The following is a 20,221-nucleotide window of genomic DNA, read 5'->3' as shown; positions in this document are numbered from 1 at the left end:
TCTGGATGAGAGGAGCCAAAGACAATAAGGGAAGATTAATGAATGGTCATTACTATCGGGCAATGGTCGCTAAGATTATAATTTAAAACATCTTGAGCACGATACGTAGTTTGCTTAGGTGCAGAAAAAGCCAACTGCTTAGTCAGAACAATATGATCGATAACCGAGCGATACTGATGCGTTAAACCTGTCTGTCTTTTGGATCGTACTTTGCAGTCCGGCGTGGCGTTTTGACTAGCAAGTATCGCATCGGTTTGGTGAGCCAGCGTAGTCCAAAGCCAATCGTTCGGTGCGCTGAGGTTATGATTGAAATCTCCTAAAATGACATACGCATTATTGTCCAGCTCTCGGTCTTGAATCCAGGCACGTAATTTTTTTGTTTGCTCTTTTAAACGTCGACAGTCTTTCTTCTCTTTATAGCGCTCAATACACCCTGCTTTTAAATGAACCGACAGCATATGAATGGGCATTTTTCCTTCTGGATTGATCACAACATAAGTGGCAAACCTAAGTTTGCTGCGCGAATGAGTTTCTAATTGAATGGAAGGCATCGCCGTCACAGAAAGAGAGGAGTGGATCGCAAACCCTGTGTATTGGTTGATGTCACCAAATTGATGGCTTTTATTCGTGGCTAATGAACGATCTGACATCCATAGGGTGTAATCGGGGCCAACGACACGCTGAATCGCTTCAACATCGTTAACCTCTTGGAAACTTAAAACGTCTAGATCCATGCTATTGAAGTAGCGCTGGAGGTGGTCAAAGTCTTCGGGCGACCGATGGGAATTTGACATGGACTTGTTGGCATCCGATGTGAGCCATTCAATGTTCCAACTGGCGACACGAAGCAGACTTTCTGCTTGGAGTGAAAGCGGCAAAAAAAGTAACGCTGTGACAAATATTCTAGCCAGATGTGTAATGATCATACGATAGTTACTGTGAATTCCATGAGAGCCTTTATTCTATCAGTGTTGCGAATAAATCAAGTACCATTTTCGCTAAATATCCAATTTTCATCGTTTCTTTTCTAAGTGAGAAGTACAGAGAAAAGATCGAACTGAAGTTCATCAGGGAACCGCTTTTCTTGATCCAAATCAATACTTGTCATTTGTGCTTTTTGTTAAATACACCACAACATATAGTGTCAGTGCATTTAATAGTCGCCCTATATAGTGTGTTTGTGGATAACTCTGTGAGTATGCTTAGGGTAAGGAGAAATGGTGAAACCAATCGTAATCAAACGTGACGGCTCAAGAGCTCCGTTTAGTAGGGATCGTATTCAGGCAGCGGTGGAAAGTGCCGCAGATAATGCCGATAAAGAAATCGCTATTTACGCGCTGAATGTCGCGTTAGCTGTTGAGTTAAAATTAGCGGATTACGATGAAGTTCATATCTCTGAAATTCAAACGCTGGTTGAAAATGAATTAATGCAAGGGCCATTTAAGTCGCTTGCTCGTGGTTATATTGAATACCGCCATGATCGTGACATCGCCCGTGAAAAGCAAAGTACGTTAACGCGAGAGATCGAAGGATTAATCGAAGAGAGTAACGTCGATTTAATTAACGAAAATGCGAACAAAGACGGCAAAGTCATCCCGACTCAACGGGATTTATTAGCGGGTATTGTGGCAAAGCACTATGCAAAGACCCACATTTTACCACGTGATATTGTTCAGGCTCATGAAGAAGGCGATATTCACTATCACGACCTAGATTACGCCCCATTTTTCCCGATGTTTAACTGCATGCTGATTGATCTACAAGGCATGCTGACACGTGGTTTTAAAATGGGTAATGCTGAAATCGACACACCAAAATCGATTTCAACGGCAACGGCGGTGACTGCACAAATCATCGCTCAAGTCGCAAGCCATATTTATGGTGGAACTACGATTAACCGAATTGATGAAGTGTTAGAGCCATACGTAACCACAAGCTATGACAAACATCTAGATATTGCCAAAGAGTGGGATATTCCGAACCCAGACGCATTCGCTAAGGCGCGGACTGAAAAAGAGTGTTATGACGCGTTCCAATCACTTGAGTACGAAGTCAATACGTTACATACCGCGAACGGGCAAACGCCATTTGTGACGTTTGGTTTTGGTCTGGGCACCAGTTGGGCCTCTCGTTTGATCCAGAAGTCGATTTTGAAAAACCGTATTGCAGGTCTGGGTAAAAACGCAAAAACGGCGGTATTCCCTAAATTAGTATTCGCGATCAAAGATGGTCTCAACCATACCTCTGACGATCCAAACTATGACATTAAACAGCTTGCCCTAGAGTGTGCGTCTAAGCGCATGTATCCGGATATCTTAAATTACGACAAAGTGGTTGAAGTGACCGGATCATTTAAAACGCCGATGGGCTGTCGTAGTTTCCTTGGTACATATGAAGAAAACGGTGAGCTTGTCCATGAAGGTCGTAATAACCTAGGGGTAGTCAGTCTTAACCTGCCGCGTATCGCGCTGAAAGCGCAAGGCAACGTAGACAAGTTTTATACGTTATTGGATGAGAAATTGCAGCTTGCGCGTCGCGCTTTAGAAACGCGTATTAGCCGTTTAGAGAATGTTAAAGCGAGAGTCGCTCCGATTCTGTACATGGAAGGTGCGTGTGGCGTGCGTTTGAAAGCCGACCAACCGATCGCAGAGATCTTTAAAAACGGTCGTGCCTCTATTTCTCTTGGGTACATTGGTATTCACGAAATGATCACCGCATTGTATGGCGTGAACCAACACGTTTACGATGATGCTGAGCTTCGACAGCAAGGATTGAATATCGTTAAGTATTTAAAAAATGAAGTGGATAAATGGACCGAAGAAACAGGCTACGCGTTTAGCCTATACGCGACACCAAGTGAAAACCTATGCAGCCGTTTTTGTCGTGTTGATACTAAAGAATTTGGTGTCATTGAGGGCGTAACGGATCGTGGTTATTACACCAACAGTTTTCACCTCGATGTGCAAAAGAAAGTGAATCCTTATGACAAGATAGACTTTGAAATGCCATACCCACCGATTTCTTCTGGTGGCTTCATTTGCTACGGGGAATTCCCGAATATGCAAAACAATATTGAAGCGTTAGAAAACGTCTGGGATTACAGTTACTCACGTGTTCCATATTACGGAACAAACACGCCCATAGATGAATGTTATGAGTGTGGCTTTAATGGCGAGTTTGAATGTACCAGTAAAGGATTTACCTGCCCGAAATGTGGAAACCACGACTCAACCAAAGTGTCAGTTACTCGTCGTGTGTGCGGATATCTAGGTTCTCCTGATGCTAGACCCTTTAACTTTGGTAAGCAAGAAGAAGTAAAACGACGCGTTAAGCACTTGTAATCTTCTGATAAAATAGGCGACGGCTCTTGTCATGAATTATCACCAGTATCATCCGATTGATGTTATTAACGGCCCGGGAACCCGTTGTACGCTCTTTGTTTCCGGTTGCGTTCACCAATGTAAAGGGTGTTATAACCAATCGACCCAGCGTCTCGATTCTGGACATCTATTCACGCAAGAGCTGTCGGATAAGATCATTGCTGATCTTAACGACACGCGCATAAAACGCAGAGGATTATCGTTATCAGGCGGTGATCCTATGCATCCAGCGAATGTGTCAGAGGTATTAAAACTGGTTCAAAGAGTGAAAAGTGAGTGTGTTGGTAAAGATATTTGGTTATGGACCGGTTATCAATTGCATGAGCTCGATGAACATCAACAGCGTCTGTTGCCTTATGTTGATACTTTAATTGACGGAAAATTTGAGCAGAGTAAAGCGGATCCAAGCCTAAAATGGCGGGGCAGTGCCAATCAAATTATTCATACCTTCACGGCTTGTTAAAAAGTCAATATCTCGATCTCGATTTTGCTTGAGTACTAAACATCGATTCAACAATTTATTAAAATAACAATCCATTCTATTAAAGTAACAATCCATTAAAATTTCGCTTCGATTTTGATGAATCTAGTGTTACCGTGATGGCATTACTTGAATTTCAAAGGGTTGTGACTTTCATGTTTTCACACTTATCCGAACCAACGCTAGATCCTATCCTCTCTTTATCTATTGCCTACCGTCAAGACGAGCGTCCTGACAAGGTTGATCTTGGCATCGGTGTATACCGAAATAGTCAAGGTGAAACGCCAATTATGGCGGCGATAAAGCAGGCGCAAGACATCGTAACACAAACACAAAAAACCAAAGCTTATGTAGGCTTAGCGGGTTGTGAAGAGTTTAATCAGTCCATGACCGATTTACTGTTATCCGGCACGTCAGCAATGGGAAGAGTGGCGACTATTCAAACGCCAGGTGCGAGCGGTGCACTTAGAATGCTGGGGGACTTAATGAAGCTTGCCCAGCCAGATACGACGATTTGGATTTCAAATCCGAGTTATGTAAACCATAAGCCTGTGATGGAAGCCGCTGGGCTTAAAGTGAAATATTACAGTTATTTCAGTGCCGACACCAAACAGGTGGATAGCGAAAAAATGCTGAAAGAACTGTCTCTCGCGGGACCAAATGACGTCGTGTTGCTTCATGGTTGTTGCCATAACCCAACGGGTGCGGATATCGATTTTTCGGCTTGGCAAGCAATCACAGAGCTTTCGCAGAAGAAGGGTTTTATTCCTTTTGTCGATATCGCTTACCAAGGCTTCGGTGATGGTTTAGAAGAAGACGCAAAAGGTCTGCGCTACATGGCTGACAATGTTGAAGAGATGATGATCACCACGTCATGCTCTAAAAACTTTGGTCTTTATCGTGAGAGAACCGGTGCCGCCATTGTGGTGGGTCAATCTTTGAAAGATGTGACTAATGCGAAAGGTAAGTTGCTGACACTGGCACGTTCTACTTATACGATGCCACCTGACCATGGCGCGGCATTGGTTAAAACTATCTTAAACGACGATCAACTGACTCAAACCTGGAAAACTGAGCTAAGCGAAATGCAGCAACGTTTACTTAGCCTGAGAAAAAGCTTGTGTGATGAGCTTAGAAATGAACATGATACGGATCATTTTAACTTCATCGAAAGCCATAAAGGCATGTTTACCGTGCTAGGCTTTACGAGTGACCAGATGTCTACGTTAAGAGAGCAGTTTGGTATCTATGGTGTCGGTGACGGTCGGATCAATATCGCTGGCCTATCTGAAAATCATATTGCGTATGTGGCTAAGGCCATCGCTACAGTATCAAGATAATAATTAGATCAAGATAATAGTTAGGTATTTCTATGAAGAAGCAGAATCACTTATTGCTAATGGTTATGTTGAGTCTAGGGCTCACAGCGTGTTCGACAACCAGCAATGTTGACAAAGAGCCGTTACCCGAACCAGAAAACCCGGTGGAAGTGCCTGTTGTCGAGCCTGACACGGACAAGCCTGTTGATCCTGAAGTGGAACCCGCAGAGCCAGTTGTCGAGCCCGAGCCTGAGACAAAACCCGCTGAGAAACCAAAACCGCAAGCGAAAAAAACAGAAGATGGAAAACTGATTCTTGGTGATCAAGAGTGGGTTTACGTTCCTGGTTTAAAACAAAGCTTCAAAGCTCGCGTGGATACGGGAGCAACCACTTCGTCAGTAAGTGCTCAAGATATCGTTCAGTTTGAGCGTGATGGAAAAGAGTGGGTGAAGTTTAAGATGGACATGGGTGACACGCTGAGTAAAGAGATTGCGTTACCGGTTCAACGTTGGGTCAAAATTAGGCAATCAAACAGCGAGGAATCAGAAAAAAGACCCGTCGTTGTTGCTTGGGTCCAGGTCGGTGATCTCAAAGAAAAAACAGAATTTACCTTGTCTGATCGTAACCATATGAAATTTTCAATTCTATTGGGTCGCAGCTTCTTTAAAGACGTCGCTATCGTTGATGTGAGCAAGAAATTTGTACAAGATAAATACAAATAGTTGGACTCAGATGTAGAGGGATATCAACACAATAAGGGCCATTCAGTGAATGGCCCTTATCTATTGGCAGTGATGTTTTACTTACAGCGACAGCTACTTATAGCGATTGCTACTTATAGCGATGGCTACAATTTAAGGGTGTATTGGAAGATCCTCTCTTTGGCCCCATTCCGTCCATGAGCCATCATAAACCGACATATTTTTATAGCCGCATAGCTCACACGCTAGTAATACAATGCAGGCCGTCACACCTGACCCACAGCTAAAAATGTAGTGTTCTTTAGTGGAATCAATCGACGCTTCAAGGATTGGTTTCAATTGCTCAACGGGTTTGAGTCGGTCTTCATTCATCAATTCAGCAAACGGCTGGCAGATAGAGTTCGGAATATGCCCGCTGCGAATGCCTGCTCTAGGCTCTTCTGTTTCGGCGTTGAATCTTGCTCTACCACGAGCATCTATAGTCAGGCTGGCATTGTTGTTTATTTGAGAAAGAACAGTATCGGCGGATACAAAATAGTCTGAATTCAGCGTACCTGAAAAATCACCCGGCTCTTGTGGTGTTGCATAGGATTTGTCGGTTTCATAACCGGCTTGTTTCCATGCGGTTAGTCCTCCGTCAAGCACATACACGTTTTCGTGCCCCATTGCTTTTAACATAACCCATGCTCGCGGAGAGGCGAAAGTGCCGCTGTTGTCATACACAACGATGACAGACGCATTATTTATTCCAATTTTCTTTGCAGATTCATTGAACCGATCTTCAGAAGGCATCATATGAGGCAAGGAACTGCTCGGATCGCTAAAGTCCTTGTCATAATCAAATCGTAACGCATTAGGGATTTTATTGATGGTGTCCTTGGCCGTTTCACTTGGGATTTTAAAGTTTATGCTTGCGTCTAAGACAACCAAATTAGGATTGTCCTGTTGTTCCTTGAGCCACTGGGCGGTAACAAGTGGGTGCATTATTGCTCCTTGTATTCGATTTCCACGTGCAAAATCAGCATGAAATAAACTGAAAATGGGTGGCTGTGTTGAGTTCACTGGTATTGGCTTTTAGTAAGACTGACGTTCCAAGCTTGCATTGAACGGAGCCGCTTATACTGACTCGGAAAACCCCTGCATCAGGAACATCAACGATTAAGTAATGTCTATGGCCATCTAGAGACTGAATCATTGACTGACCGGTGACGGTGCCCTGTATTCGAACACTGTCTGAATCATCAGGTAGGAAGTACATGACGAGCAACAATATAAACGTGGCAATCAAAAGAGCTGCAATGTAAGTCTTTGGTTTATCCATCCAAAATAGCCATTGGAAACGAGCATTCAGAAAGAGTTTAGCGTGTCTCTTTCCTGAATGCTCGGAGCTAGCTACCAAATCCAACTATTTTGTGAGGGCGTGAATTGATATTGGATGGGGTCGCTTCCATCATAGAACCAGATTTCAGCGAGCACCGATGATTGCGAGTCAGAGATAAAAAACTCGAGTGCAGCTTGCCCGTTCTCTAATGATGTAGAGGTAATACGGCTGTTAAAGTTGGGGGCGAAACCCCCATTTGGCAGGGGCACGTAATCGCCATAGACTGACACATAAGCGCGTTGTGTCGAATAGGCACTGATATCAACGTCAAACGTGTATTCAACAACAGGATTAAAACTGAACCCATCTGGGATGGAAAGATCTTGTGTGGTCCGTTGGACTGCTAGGGTATTTTCTATAGAACCCGCTGATCCTACCGATTCATCTTGTTCTTCCGCCGTGATGGTTTTGTTCGCCGGTGTACTGTCGCCGCCATCACCTCCGCCACCGCAGGCGAGAAGAAAAAACGAGAGAGATAAAGTGATCCATTTAATATCCATAGTCTTTACTCCTGTGGTTGGAAGAAACGATTAGAGGATGCCTTGTTTTCTAAGTACCAATTCTGGCTTTGTTGCCCCGCTGATTCGGCGTACGCCGCAAATTCAGGGTAGGTGAGCACCAAATCAACCCGTTCCTGTGGCCATTTCCATTCATCGGTTATCAGTAGAGCCCAAGGTAGATTACCGGCCGTTTTAAAGAAACGAGTAGCGCTGGGATCACTGCTATCGATGCCTCTTGCGTAAAGCGATTCGTCAAATTGCTCGGTTGGTGCTTGGTCCGCCAGATGGACTTCCCATTTTCGGCCCGGTTGAAAGTTGACGCCTTCGCCATGGTACGAGTTAGGAGTGGCAAAAATAAAGGGGTCGTAGGGCATAGCCATTAATCCAGAGGTGTCTGCGGAATCTGTCGTTGTAATATCCAGGCTGAATGAAAAATTGAGAGATTCCTGACACGTTTGCTCTGTTCTGTAAAAGCTGCAACTTTCTGACCGCACCACCGACATGTCTTCCGAGATAATAAAAATCGCTTCTTCAGATATTGCTTCCAAGCCATTGGTTGGTTGAACAACGCCATTGTGCGTCATGGTTGTTAGCGCTTCATCGATGTCAGTGCGATTAATCCCTGCCAGTCGGATTGCAAACCCATTGCGGTAGTCTGCGCCGTAGGCTGCAACATAGCCTTCAATTTTTGAGCGAGAAACTCTTCCATCTTGCAATGTTTCTGTGACGCGGTAACGAACAACAAGGTCATTCATGTCGTAGTCGGCGGTGTAAGGCCAATTGTCTTCAAAAGCGACGGTGGCATAACCGGATTCGCTAGGGTAATGGCGTATCGCAATACCATCTTTGGTGATAAGTATTGGGTGATCTTCGACTTCCCCTTTTTGCGCCCCACCTACGTGTTCAATTCCAGTCTGGTCGCTAAAGCGAAAACGGCTCCATGTCGATCCCATTGTTGCATCAATTGGTACCGATAAAATCAGAGCGTTTGTTCCTTGAGACAGTATCGTGTCTGAAAAAACTTTTTCTCCCTCGTCGGTAAAGTCGCCATCTTTGTTCCAGTCTATCCAAGCGGAAAGATAACCGGTGGTGGATGCTTGTACCGACACTAGGGCATTCATACCCGCTTCAATGGCCGTAACGAATCCGACGCCATCTTCATCTTGTCGACCGGCTTTGTTGTCATCCAATGGCGCTAAAAGGCCATCACCTTCTCCATCAGGAGCAACCAAGCCGAGGTAATAACCCGACCCTATACCGTGTCTAGGGCCGTTTGAATCGAGGAGTGTGGAATAACTATCAGGAGCATCACCAAAGTCGATGGTAGAGTCTTCATCAATAACCGGTGCATTGGCACAGCGTGCTCCGTCGTTTTGTCCAGATGCCGGGCCATTGGCAAATAGGGCCGCTGCAATCGTTTCATCGGTCATGTTGTCAGGATCAGAAAGATCGATTCGGAAGATGGCCCCATCGGAATTACGCGCAATGTAGTAATAGCCATTGACATCAAAGTACCCGGCGCCAAAAGTACCAGTGACACCGACATTCCCTAGCCGAGTTTCACCGCCCACCTCTGTATCAAATTCAAACAAGTTTCCGGTCGAATTATCAACCCCATACAGTTTCCCGTTACTTGGGTGAAAGGCAAAGTCGGTTAAGTTTACCGTTGCTATGTCGGTTATCAGTTCAAGAGTTAACTGCGCGGAAGGATCAGAGTCGAGCGGAGACAAATCTATTTTGAATAACCCTTCATTTTTTCGATAGAGGTAAAAGACATGATTATAGACATCACCGACATAGAAAGTATAAATTGGTAAACCAGACACATTGAGCGTTTCAGATTGAAAATCTTGCCCTAAGCGAACCACTTGCTTGTAAGTCGTATCATACCCATAGATATAACGATCATCATAATCAAAGCCAACGGCATTGATGTTTCCCACCGTCCCGGTGTTTGCTTGCAATAAGTTGGTTTCGCCTGTGACCAGATTAACGCCATAGACTTGAACAGGCTTTGATTGGAACAGATAAGCTTCACTTGGACAGGTATCAAATGGGGCAGAAAACGCCGCCAGCGGGATCAAGCACAAAACGATTATCGATATCAGCCGATGCATAGGTATCTCCTTGTCACTCACGCTCAGTCATTGAGGTAATACCGTTACAAGGAATGTGCCAGTAATTTAATATATATAATTCAACGTATTAATTTTAATTCTAACAAAATTAGTCAGATTGACAGTCAAAATAAAAACCGGCAGATAGGCCGGCTTTCATAATGAGAAATGATTGGGTTTATTGGCGCTTATCTCAAGAGCAGATTGGGCAGAGGGGTGATTTTGATAATTTCATTTCACGCCAATTCATGGTGAGAGCATCTAAAATAAGAACCTTTCCTTCGAGGGGAGTGCCGTAATGAGCAATGACTTTGATTGCTTCCATGGCTTGAACAGCACCAATGATACCAACAACGGGAGCCATGACACCCGCTTCCACACACGTTAATGCGCCGCTACCGAAAAGAGCGCTTAAACATTGGTAGCAAGGTTGTTCATCATTTTGGAACGTGAATACGCTCACTTGCCCTTCCATACGAATCGCTGCCCCGGATATGAGCGGGGTTTTTGTTGCGTAACAAAGCCGATTAAGCTGATTTCGAGTCGCTACATTATCTGATGCATCAAGAACCAGCGTATGATGACGAATTAAATCGTTGAGTGTTTCATCTTCTAGACGCTGTTCAATAATCGCGACCTCTAGATGTGGGTTGAGCTTCAACAAGGATGATCGAGCCGATTTGACTTTAGCGACCCCAATATCGGCATCGCTATGCAAAACTTGCCGCTGTAAGTTGGACAGTTCGACAACATCATCATCGATCAGTGTCAGTTTACCAATGCCTGCTGTTGCTAGGTATTGACTGGCCGCACAGCCTAAACCACCCGCACCAAGGACTAGCACAGAACTTTGCTTTAAGGCTTCTTGGCCTTCGAAATCAAATTGGTTGAGTATAATTTGACGATTGTAACGCAACATTTCAGCGTCAGATAAAATATCCAAGACCTGCCCCTAATACAATGTTGAGTTAAATAGCTGAATCTGTACTGTTTCGCCCACTTCAACACGGCCACGTTCGCGTTCTAATACGACAAAGCAATTAGACAAGCTCATCGAACGAAACGCCCCCGAGCTCTGATTACCGGTGGTTTCAACCACGAACTTTCCATTTTCCAAGCGATAAATGCCACGTTGGTAGTCGGTACGTCCAGGGCTTTTTTTGAAGGCGGTTTTGGTGATGGCGGGTATCGACTCAGGCGATTGCCATTGAGTGTGTCCTGCAAGTTTAGCCAGCATGGGCTGAACCAGAACGTACATGGTGAGCATCGCTGATACCGGATTGCCTGGTAGCCCACAGAACCAAGCATTTTCTAACGCGCCAAACGCGAACGGTTTGCCTGGCTTAATGGCAAGTTTCCAGAAACCAATTTCCCCTAGCTCTTCTAAAATGTCTTTTGTGTAATCCGCTTCGCCAACGCTTACGCCACCAGAAGTCACGACGACATCGGAGATAGATTGGGCTTGTTCAAAGGTCGCTTTTAACGTTGTCGGGCAATCAGGAATGATGCCCAAATCAATCGCTTCACAGCCAAAATTTTCAATAAGTGGCTTGATGCCATAGCGGTTACTGTCGTATATCTGGCCATCTTCTAATGGTTCACCTAGCGATTTAAGTTCATCGCCGGTGGAAAAAAATGCGACTTTAGGCTTTCGCACAACAAGAACGTGACTAACGCCGAGAGAGGCAATCATAGGAATATCACGTGGCGTAAGACGGGCACCTTTTTCTAGAACGATATCACCTTGACGAATATCATCACCGAGTGGGCGAATATTGTTCTGAGGCGCAATAGAGGTTTGATTGATCACAATGCCTTGCTCAGAGGCTTCAGTGTTTTCTTGCATGACCACCGCATCACAACCGTTAGGTATTTTTGCGCCCGTCATGATTCGAATACAAGTTCCAGGTGGCCAATCCCCCTCAAAAGGCAAACCTGCAAAAGATTTACCCGCTAAGGGCAGGACATTGGTCGACTCTAAATCTGATAATCGAAGTGCGTAGCCATCCATCGCAGAATTATCAAACGGAGGAACAAAAATGGGAGACAATACATCTTCAGCAAGAACAAAGCCCAGAGCATCTGCAAGAGGAAGTCGCAGCGTTGTTTGAATTGGTTTAATGCGAGAAAACATAGAGTTCATGGCATCTTCAAGAGGCATTAAGCCCGGAGCGTCACAACAGCCCATCTAATTATCCTATTTATCGTATCGTTAGTCGTAAACCTTATCATAGAACAACCAGTATCTATAACGGCTAGAGACAAATTATGGGTAGTCATTATTTCTAATTACGCGTATCCTTGTCAGCCATCCAAAAGGGGTAAATTGAGAGGAAAAGGAATGTCAGATCTGAGCGAATCCGCAAAGTTAGTAAAAGATGCGCTAGAAAGCCGTGGATTAGAAACGCCAATGCGTCCTAACCAGGTCAGTCGTGAAGAAAAGAAAGAGAAGATTGAGCACCACATGCGTGAGATTTTATCGCTTCTCGAACTTGATTTGACCGACGACAGCCTAGAAGAAACCCCTCATCGCATCGCAAAGATGTACGTAGATGAAGTGTTCTCTGGCCTTGATTACTCAAATTTCCCAAAAATCACGGTTATTGAAAATAAAATGAACGTGAGTGAAATGGTACGAGTAAAAGACATTACCGTGACCAGCACTTGTGAGCACCATTTGGTGACCATTGATGGTAAAGCCGCGGTTGCTTATATCCCAAGAGGAAAGATCATTGGCTTGTCGAAGATCAATCGTATTGTTCGCTTCTTCGCACAACGTCCGCAGGTTCAAGAACGCATGACTCAACAAATCTTAGTGGCACTGCAAACGCTATTAGAATCTGATGATGTGGCTGTCACCATTGATGCCGTGCACTATTGCGTGAAATCTCGCGGTGTAATGGATGCGACAAGTTCAACAACAACAACCGCCCTAGGTGGGATATTCAAGACCATTCCAGCGACTCGCCATGAGTTTTTACATGGACTTAGATAGCGGGAACAACGAGTTAAACATCGCCTCTTTTTAGAGGCGTTTTACGTTCTGTGCTTTCAGTATTAGCGTTTTATGCTTTTACCATTTACGTTTAAAATTTTAGAATTCACGCTCTAAATTTTGACCAGTAGCAACACATAATATTCGCAGCTTTCAACATTCAAATATTGAATGAACTGTTAACACCAAATTAATCGGGCAATATTCAAATAAATAGGCATAATACGCCTCCTTATTGAGCGCCTTATAGGACACTACCGTGACAACAACTTCTTTTACAACACTGCCGTTAAAACCTGAACTACTGCAGACATTGGACGCACTAGGTTACACCGAGATGACGCCTATTCAACAGCAGAGCTTACCGAGTGTTTTAGCAGGTAAAGATGTTATTGCTCAGGGGAAAACGGGTTCAGGTAAAACCGCCGCGTTCTCATTGGGTTTGCTGAGTAATTTGAACGTTAAACGATTTCGTGTTCAATCGCTGGTTTTATGTCCGACACGAGAGCTGGCGGATCAAGTGGCCAAAGAAATTCGTACCCTTGCTCGTGGCATTCACAATATAAAAGTACTGACGCTGTGTGGCGGTATGCCGATGGGTCCACAAATCGGTTCCTTAGAACATGGTGCGCACATTTTAGTGGGCACACCAGGGCGAATTCTGGATCACCTGTCACGAGATCGCATCAATCTAGATGAACTGAATACGCTTGTTCTTGATGAAGCTGACCGCATGTTAGATATGGGTTTCGAGGATGCTCTTGATGCCATCATCGACCAAGCACCGAAGCAGCGTCAAACCCTGTTATTCAGTGCGACTTTCCCGAAAGAAATCAAAACGGTTGCTGCTCGAATCATGGACAAACCAGAGATGGTGAAAGTTGAATCGACACATCAAACATCAACGATAAAACAACACTTCTACAAAGTGTCTTGCCAAGAAGATCGTGATGACGCACTTGAAACGTTACTTCTCAATTTCCAACCTGAATCTTCAGTGGTGTTCTGTAACACGAAGAAAGAAGTTCAAAATGTAACCGACGAGCTACAACACCGTGGATTCAGCGTGACAGAGTTGCACGGCGATATGGAACAGCGCGAACGTGATCAGGCTTTAACCATGTTTGCGAACAAGAGTATTTCCATTCTTGTTGCGACCGATGTTGCGGCTCGTGGACTTGATGTTGATAACCTAGATGCGGTCTTTAACTTTGAGCTATCACGTGACCCAGAAGTTCATGTCCACCGTATAGGTCGGACAGGGAGAGCGGGGGAGAAAGGGAATGCCTTTAGCTTCTTTAGTGATAGAGAAATGCAACGCGTCGCGCTTATTGACGAGTACATGGATATCGAAATTAAGCCATCTGCAGTACCTGAAAGAGGAAAACAGGAGCCGATGGAAGCGCCGATGACGACAATCCAGATCCTTGGCGGTAAGAAAATGAAGCTTCGTCCTGGTGATATTCTTGGTGCTTTGACCAAACAAGCTGGAATTGATGGCAAAAAAATCGGTAAGATTAACTCATTAGCTATGGTGACGTATATTGCGGTTGAGAAGAGTGTTGCGAAAGTGGCTCTAAAGCAGATTCAAACGGGCAAGATTAAAGGTCGTCAGTTCAAAGCGCGCATCATGAAGTAATCTCCATTTTGCCATTGCAGTTATGCGCGTGTAAATCATGTGATTGTGATTGTGATTGTGATTGTGATTGTGAGGCGTGTAGCGGAAGTGCTGGTGATAGGCAGTGCATTTGATGATAGAAAGTGCATTTAATAAACAGTGTATTTAATAGACTGTGCATGATTGACGATTACGTACCAACAGCAAGCCGATCTGTTACCCTCAGATCGGCTTTTTTGTGTCTGCTTTTTGATCAGATCAAGTTTCAATCAGATTAAGCGTCAGTCAAACCATACTATCCATTAAATAGAGTCAAATACTCCTCGTAACCTTCATTAGTCATGTTTTCAACAGGAATGAAGCGAAGGGCGGCAGAGTTCATGCAGTATCGTAGCCCTGTTGGTGCTGGACCGTCTTTGAACACATGACCTAAATGTGAGTCGCCAAACCGGCTTCTCACTTCAGTCCTTGGATAAAACAGTTTATGGTCAGTATGCTCTTCTATGTAGGCCGCATTAATGGGCTTGGTAAAACTCGGCCAACCTGTTCCTGATTTGTATTTGTCTGTTGACGAAAATAACGGTTCGCCTGTGACAACATCCACATAGATACCAGCCTGTTTATTATTCCAATATTCATTGTCAAATGCGCGTTCTGTCCCGTCTTTTTGTGTGACGTAATATTGAATCTCTGTCAGACGCTGCTTTATTTCAGCGTCGCTAGGTTTACTGTACGCTTTAACATTGTCTAGACGCGTTTTAGCGTCAATCATCTCTCTAAGAGTGACCGGAGAGTCGACACGTTCATCACCGAAGATTTTGTCCAAATACTGGTCGCGACCAGAGTTGTAGCGGTAATATTTATAACGCACTTTATTGCGCTTGTAATAGTCTTGGTGATAATCCTCTGCTGGCCAAAATGACTCAAACTCAATCAGTTCGACTTTGAGCGGTTTACCAAAGACACCCAGTGCATCCACTTCTGCTAAAAACGCTGTCGCAATGTTTTGCTGCTCTGTGTTATGGAAGAAGATAGCAGGGCGATAATGTGGCCCTCTATCGACAAACGAACCCTTGTCATCGGTGGGGTCGATATGTCGCAACAACTGGTCTAAGACCGCTTCGTAGCTAACCCGATCTGGATCAAACGATACCGATATCACCTCGATGTGGTCTGTTTTACCAGAAGAGACTTGTTTGTAGGTTGGGTTTTCAAGTTTGCCCCCGGCATAACCAGACACAACGTCGATGACCCCATCTAAAGCCTCTAGGTCGGATTCGGTACACCAAAAACATCCCCCTGCTAATGTCGCGACATCGACTTTACCTGCGGGTTGCATCTCTGACGATGACTGCACGGGAAAAAGAGCCGAGATGGCCAGTAGCCCAAAAGCAGCAAGTATGAGTGTATAACGAGATTGCTTAAGCATAATATTCCCTCTAATTAGTTACTTTAAAAGAGAACGGCTTACTCGCAAATAAATTTCACGTAATAAATTCCACATAGCCGATTAGATAATGAAATAAACCAAACAGAATAGAACCAGTGAAATAAAATTAAAAATCGAGATAAAGAAAAAGCGAAACGAAACCGTCTCGCTTTTGACGTAGGGAGTTTGAGCTAGGGAGTTTGAGTTAGGGAGCTTGAGCTATGTCGTCTAATCATAGAGTGATAAACCCAGTGGTTGCAGCGAAAAAGCTGTGCCACGCTAGAGGTTAACTCAGTCCAGTAATGTTTCCGTCGTCGTCTAAATCTAAGTTCATAAATGCAGGTCTATCGGGTAGACCAGGCATTGTCATCACATTGCCGCACAGCGCGTAGACAAAGCCGGCGCCAGCACAAAGCTTCAACTCTCGGATAGGCACATCAAAACCGACGGGTGCGCCTTTGATTGAACCATCGGTGGAGATCGAAAGAGGTGACTTAGCCAGACAAACGGCCAAGTGGTCGTAACCATCTTTTTTAAACTGAGCGAGTTGCTGAGTCGCTTTATAGCTCATGGTGATCCCCTTAGCGCCGTAGCCACATTCTGCGACCGCCATGAGTTTTTCTTCAAGTGTTTGTTCACGGCGATATAATGGAGTGAAATCGACATTCACATTACATTGCTGAACCACTTTGCGTGCGAGCGCGAGGGTTCCTTTCCCTCCCTCTGAAAAGCCTTCACTTATCTCGACTTCCACATTATTGGGCAAAGATTCGATCATCGATTTGAGTTGATGTAACTCATCATCACAGTCTTGAGGGAACCGGTTAATGGCAACAACCGCTGGAACACCGTATTTGTTAACGTTATTGATATGCCATTTGAGATTGTCAAAACCGGCAATAAGCGCATCTGAATCCGCATGAAAGATGGAGCTCGGAATACTTTGCCCGGGTTTAAGATCATAATGCCCAGAGTTTGCTTTAAGCCCTCTTAATGTCGCGACGATTACTGCACAGTCGGGGGCCTTACCGGATTCTTGTGCTTTGATATTGCACGCTTTTTCAAATCCCATGTCTGAACCGAAACCGCCTTCAGTTACCGTGAATTCGGCTAGCTTGTTGGCAATGTTGTCTGCGATAATGGATGAGTTACCATGCGCGATGTTCGCAAAAGGGCCAGCATGGATAAGCGTAGGAACCCCTTCCAACGTCTGCATTAGAGTAGGCTCTATGGCATCTTTCATGCTTACCGCCATAGCACCAGCAACTTGTAAGTCCTCTGTTGTGACAGGGTCACCATAAATGTTGTAGGCGACAACAATTCGGCCGATACGGGCTCGTAAATCGCTGAGGCTAGAAGCTAACGCAAGGATAGCCATAAGCTCTGAAGCTGCAGAAATATCGAACCCATCCTCACGTTCGAACCCGTTGATGGTTTTGTTGGTTTCGTTGATCCCTACGGTCACCATACGCAACGCTCGGTCGTTATGGTCTAGAACGCGTTTCCAAACCACATTTTTAGAATCAATTTTTAACGCTTTTAGCCCCGTTCGGCTCTCAAAGTCACTATAGCCATTACGTTGTTCATGATAGATACGAGCATCTATGGCAGCAGCAGCGAGGTTGTGTGCGGCAGTAACCGCATGAATGTCACCAGTGAGGTGAAGATTGAGTTCATCCATAGGGGCAACTTGAGAATAACCGCCACCAGCAGCGCCACCTTTAACGCCAAAGACAGGCCCCATCGAGGGCTGACGGATACAAGCGACTACCGATCGGTTCAGTTGCTTCAACCCTTGAGAGAGACCGATCGTTGTGACTGTCTTACCTTCACCGAGTGGGGTTGGAGTGATTGCGGTCACGACAACAAGCTTGCCAGAGGCAGAATTGTTTAGCCGTTTTAAGCTCGAAAGGGAAACTTTTGCTTTGTATTTACCCAGGGATTGAAACTCGTCTTCTAGGAGACCCATTGAGGCGGCTACCGTCGTAATTGGTTGGAGTTCAGAATGGCGACAAATTTCGATATCAGACAGCATAAAATCCTCATGCAGGGAGTAATTAAAGCGAGGTAAACGTTTGCGTGATGATAATAGCGTTAATATGTGCTTTGTAAAGTGCTATTTTACCTAATCATATGTTGTGATTATATCAGGGATTATTTAGGGTTATCGATGTATTTATCAAGAAAGCGTTAGTGGTGAACGGAATTGATTAACGGCATCTATTGTTGAGCGGAAATTGAAACCGAATGGAGTCTGAAAAATTGGTCATTGGTACAAATTAACTGTTTGATCGTTGCATTCCTGTAAACAAATGTTGAGATTGATTGTGCGTCATTAATGATAGGCTACTGCATTTCTAAAACACTAAGCAATTTCGTGCGCTTCTTGGCTCGTCATCATTGAAATGCAGTTTTTACCAGAGCTTTTCGCTTCATATAATGCGATGTCTGCGCGTTGATAAGAGTTTTCGATACTTGAATCAACGTTGCTGACTCCTCCACTGACCGAGACAGAATGCTCATGGTGCAGGTAAATAGCCGTTCTTAGCCTGTTTAGTACTATCTCAGCTTCTGCTAGAGGCGTGTGTGGCATGATTAGACCAAACTCTTCGCCGCCTATTCGAGCAAGGAAATCGGTTTCTCTAATCTGATCTAAAATGATGCTCGACACAGACTTGATGACTTTGTCGCCTTCAGAGTGGCCAAGTTCGTCGTTGATACGTTTAAAATTGTCGATATCAATGATCGCGATGCAGGATTGATATTTGTCTGGGTAACGGCGCGATCGTCTTGCTTCTCTTCGGATTTGCTTATCAAATTTACGTCGGTTCCAAAGGCCACTGAGCGCGTCTTTTTCACTAAGATCCCTGAGGCGATTTTCAAGTATCTTACGTTGGGTGATATCGACGAACGAACCTACGTAGAAAATAACCTTCCCCTCATTGTCCGTAACAGTTTGGATTCTGAGAATTTCAGTAATAAGAGAGCCATCTTTGCGCCTATTCGTGACTTCTCCTTCCCACATTCCATCCGCTAACAACTGTTTCCACATCTGCATATAAAATTCTTGTTGGTGCTTGCCGGATGTAAAAATAGAAGGGCTCTTACCTTTTACCTCCTCCAGTGTATAGCCACTCAAGCGTGTGAATTCTTTGTTGACTGAAAGGATGCGATTGTTTTTGTCGGAGATGAGAACCGCAGACATGCCATTCATCGCGACTCTGGCAATTTGGCTTTCAATCGAGTGTTTCTTATGACGTACATTCCATGCGCAAAAAACGAAAGAGAGCAGCAGGGTAATGATATAAACAGCAATGGCGAGAAATGAGATTTGTTTGTATTCACTCTCAATTTGTTGATTGATTTTTTGATCAGGAACATTGAGCACAAGGTATAGGTCTTCACCTAATACGTCTTTTGAAACGTTTACTTTGGCGTATGACCACCATGATCCCGCATCAAATACATTTCCTTCTTCGCCAGACTGAGCACTTTCCCACACTTTTGGAAGCAATTGATTGAGGTTATATCCCTTATGATCAGCAATAACATCCCCAAGGATTTGGCTAAATGTTTGGCTTTGTAGATAGAATCCATTGGAATTAATTAGGTCTGGTTTCGCTTGAATACCAGAACCATAATTGAGTGAATCATAAATCGCGTTGAAATCTAAATTGGCGATAAAATAACCGTAACGCTTAAAGTTAATATCAACGGGTATGATTATTCGCAAAGCAGGAGTAATGGGGGTGACAATCTTATGGTTATCGTATTCAACATCAATACCAAAGCGGCCAGATTGGTTGGTTTTTAGCGTGGTTGCGTACTTGAAATAGTCTCGGTGTGCTTTATTTTGTAAAAACTCGTCAGATACAACTTCGACGTAGTTAGCTACGCTGTTAACACGAATTTGCTCTTGGCCCGTATTGCTCAGAAACCGCAATTTAGAAAAGTAGCCTTTAGATCGAGCAATCAAGATCCAAAGATCTTCCACGGCATCGTAATTACTTTCGTTGTTTTCAAGCACTGCGGAATACAACAAGCTATTACTCGAAAGAAGTTCGATAGTCGCTTCAATATCGATAATAGTCGATTGTAATGAACGTTGGCTAAACTCCAACTGAGCGCGAGTTTCTTGTTCTACGAGAGACAGGGATCGTTGTTCAATACGCTGCCATTCACTGATAAAGAACAGGGTAGGCACCATACTCAAAATGATAAAGATGAGAAAAAATTGAAGTATTGAAAACGTGGGTTTAACGGTCATAGTCACAAATCATCACTAACATAACGCCATGAT

Annotated in this window: 16 protein-coding genes; 6 read left to right on the top strand and 10 right to left on the bottom strand. The window is 44.3% G+C overall.

All coding sequences use genetic code 11. The features are described from left to right. Positions 1–35 precede the first annotated feature (35 nt). Positions 36–926 (bottom strand): endonuclease/exonuclease/phosphatase family protein, encoded by an 891-nt coding sequence (locus QF117_RS04670; RefSeq protein WP_282384981.1) that lies wholly within the window; start codon positions 924–926, stop codon positions 36–38. A 294-nt stretch (positions 927–1,220) separates the two neighbouring features. Here QF117_RS04670 and nrdD point away from each other — a divergent pair, with 294 nt between their 5' ends. The 4 genes from nrdD to QF117_RS04650 all read left to right on the top strand — a co-directional run bounded on the left by nrdD (position 1,221) and on the right by QF117_RS04650 (position 5,902). Further along, the gene (nrdD, locus tag QF117_RS04665) at positions 1,221–3,341 is read left to right on the top strand and encodes an anaerobic ribonucleoside-triphosphate reductase (RefSeq protein ID WP_282386153.1); all 2,121 of its coding nucleotides are present in this window, start codon (positions 1,221–1,223) and stop codon (positions 3,339–3,341) included. Between the two features lie 31 nt (positions 3,342–3,372). After that, a complete protein-coding gene (nrdG, locus tag QF117_RS04660; RefSeq protein WP_282384980.1) occupies positions 3,373–3,843 on the top strand; it encodes an anaerobic ribonucleoside-triphosphate reductase-activating protein in 471 nt (156 codons plus the stop codon). A 173-nt stretch (positions 3,844–4,016) separates the two neighbouring features. Next, positions 4,017–5,201 (top strand): amino acid aminotransferase, encoded by a 1,185-nt coding sequence (locus tag QF117_RS04655; RefSeq protein ID WP_282384979.1) that lies wholly within the window; start codon positions 4,017–4,019, stop codon positions 5,199–5,201. A 32-nt stretch (positions 5,202–5,233) separates the two neighbouring features. Next, entirely contained in the window at positions 5,234–5,902 is a 669-nt protein-coding gene (locus QF117_RS04650; protein ID WP_282384977.1) for a RimK/LysX family protein, read from the top strand. A 132-nt stretch (positions 5,903–6,034) separates the two neighbouring features. Here the strand turns inward: QF117_RS04650 and QF117_RS04645 are convergent, their stop codons facing one another. From QF117_RS04645 to moeA, 6 genes are all read right to left on the bottom strand, one after another. Next, positions 6,035–6,868 (bottom strand): sulfurtransferase, encoded by an 834-nt coding sequence (locus QF117_RS04645; RefSeq protein WP_282386152.1) that lies wholly within the window; start codon positions 6,866–6,868, stop codon positions 6,035–6,037. Between the two features lie 31 nt (positions 6,869–6,899). Beyond that, positions 6,900–7,202, bottom strand: coding sequence for a hypothetical protein (locus QF117_RS04640; RefSeq protein ID WP_282384975.1), 303 nt, complete (start codon positions 7,200–7,202; stop codon positions 6,900–6,902). Positions 7,203–7,273: 71 nt separating this feature from the next. Then, positions 7,274–7,762 carry a hypothetical protein gene (locus QF117_RS04635; protein ID WP_282384973.1) on the bottom strand — a complete coding sequence of 163 codons (489 nt, stop codon included), beginning with the start codon at positions 7,760–7,762 and terminating at the stop codon, positions 7,274–7,276. A gap of 5 nt (positions 7,763–7,767) precedes the next feature. Further along, positions 7,768–9,879 (bottom strand): LruC domain-containing protein, encoded by a 2,112-nt coding sequence (locus QF117_RS04630; protein ID WP_282384971.1) that lies wholly within the window; start codon positions 9,877–9,879, stop codon positions 7,768–7,770. Positions 9,880–10,072: 193 nt separating this feature from the next. Then, positions 10,073–10,822 carry a molybdopterin-synthase adenylyltransferase MoeB gene (gene moeB, locus QF117_RS04625; RefSeq protein ID WP_282384970.1) on the bottom strand — a complete coding sequence of 250 codons (750 nt, stop codon included), beginning with the start codon at positions 10,820–10,822 and terminating at the stop codon, positions 10,073–10,075. A 9-nt stretch (positions 10,823–10,831) separates the two neighbouring features. Continuing rightward, positions 10,832–12,067 (bottom strand): molybdopterin molybdotransferase MoeA, encoded by a 1,236-nt coding sequence (moeA, locus tag QF117_RS04620; RefSeq protein WP_282384968.1) that lies wholly within the window; start codon positions 12,065–12,067, stop codon positions 10,832–10,834. A gap of 153 nt (positions 12,068–12,220) precedes the next feature. Here moeA and folE point away from each other — a divergent pair, with 153 nt between their 5' ends. Both folE and dbpA read left to right on the top strand, forming a co-directional pair. Next, positions 12,221–12,874 (top strand): GTP cyclohydrolase I FolE, encoded by a 654-nt coding sequence (folE, locus tag QF117_RS04615; RefSeq protein WP_017033607.1) that lies wholly within the window; start codon positions 12,221–12,223, stop codon positions 12,872–12,874. A gap of 259 nt (positions 12,875–13,133) precedes the next feature. Next, positions 13,134–14,513 carry an ATP-dependent RNA helicase DbpA gene (gene dbpA, locus QF117_RS04610; protein ID WP_282384963.1) on the top strand — a complete coding sequence of 460 codons (1,380 nt, stop codon included), beginning with the start codon at positions 13,134–13,136 and terminating at the stop codon, positions 14,511–14,513. A 274-nt stretch (positions 14,514–14,787) separates the two neighbouring features. Here dbpA and msrB read toward each other — a convergent pair whose 3' ends face one another. From msrB to QF117_RS04595, 3 genes are all read right to left on the bottom strand, one after another. Continuing rightward, positions 14,788–15,921: a peptide-methionine (R)-S-oxide reductase MsrB gene (gene msrB, locus QF117_RS04605; protein WP_282384961.1), complete on the bottom strand. Its 1,134-nt coding sequence runs from the start codon at positions 15,919–15,921 to the stop codon at positions 14,788–14,790. A gap of 286 nt (positions 15,922–16,207) precedes the next feature. Then, entirely contained in the window at positions 16,208–17,956 is a 1,749-nt protein-coding gene (locus QF117_RS04600; protein ID WP_282384959.1) for a formate--tetrahydrofolate ligase, read from the bottom strand. A gap of 330 nt (positions 17,957–18,286) precedes the next feature. After that, the gene (locus QF117_RS04595; RefSeq protein ID WP_282384958.1) at positions 18,287–20,188 is read right to left on the bottom strand and encodes a sensor domain-containing diguanylate cyclase; all 1,902 of its coding nucleotides are present in this window, start codon (positions 20,186–20,188) and stop codon (positions 18,287–18,289) included. Between the last annotated feature and the right edge of the window lie 33 nt (positions 20,189–20,221).

This window comes from Vibrio sp. YMD68, from assembly GCF_029958905.1.
Classification (GTDB): domain Bacteria; phylum Pseudomonadota; class Gammaproteobacteria; order Enterobacterales; family Vibrionaceae; genus Vibrio.
This window is presented reverse-complemented; position numbering and strand designations above follow the sequence as displayed.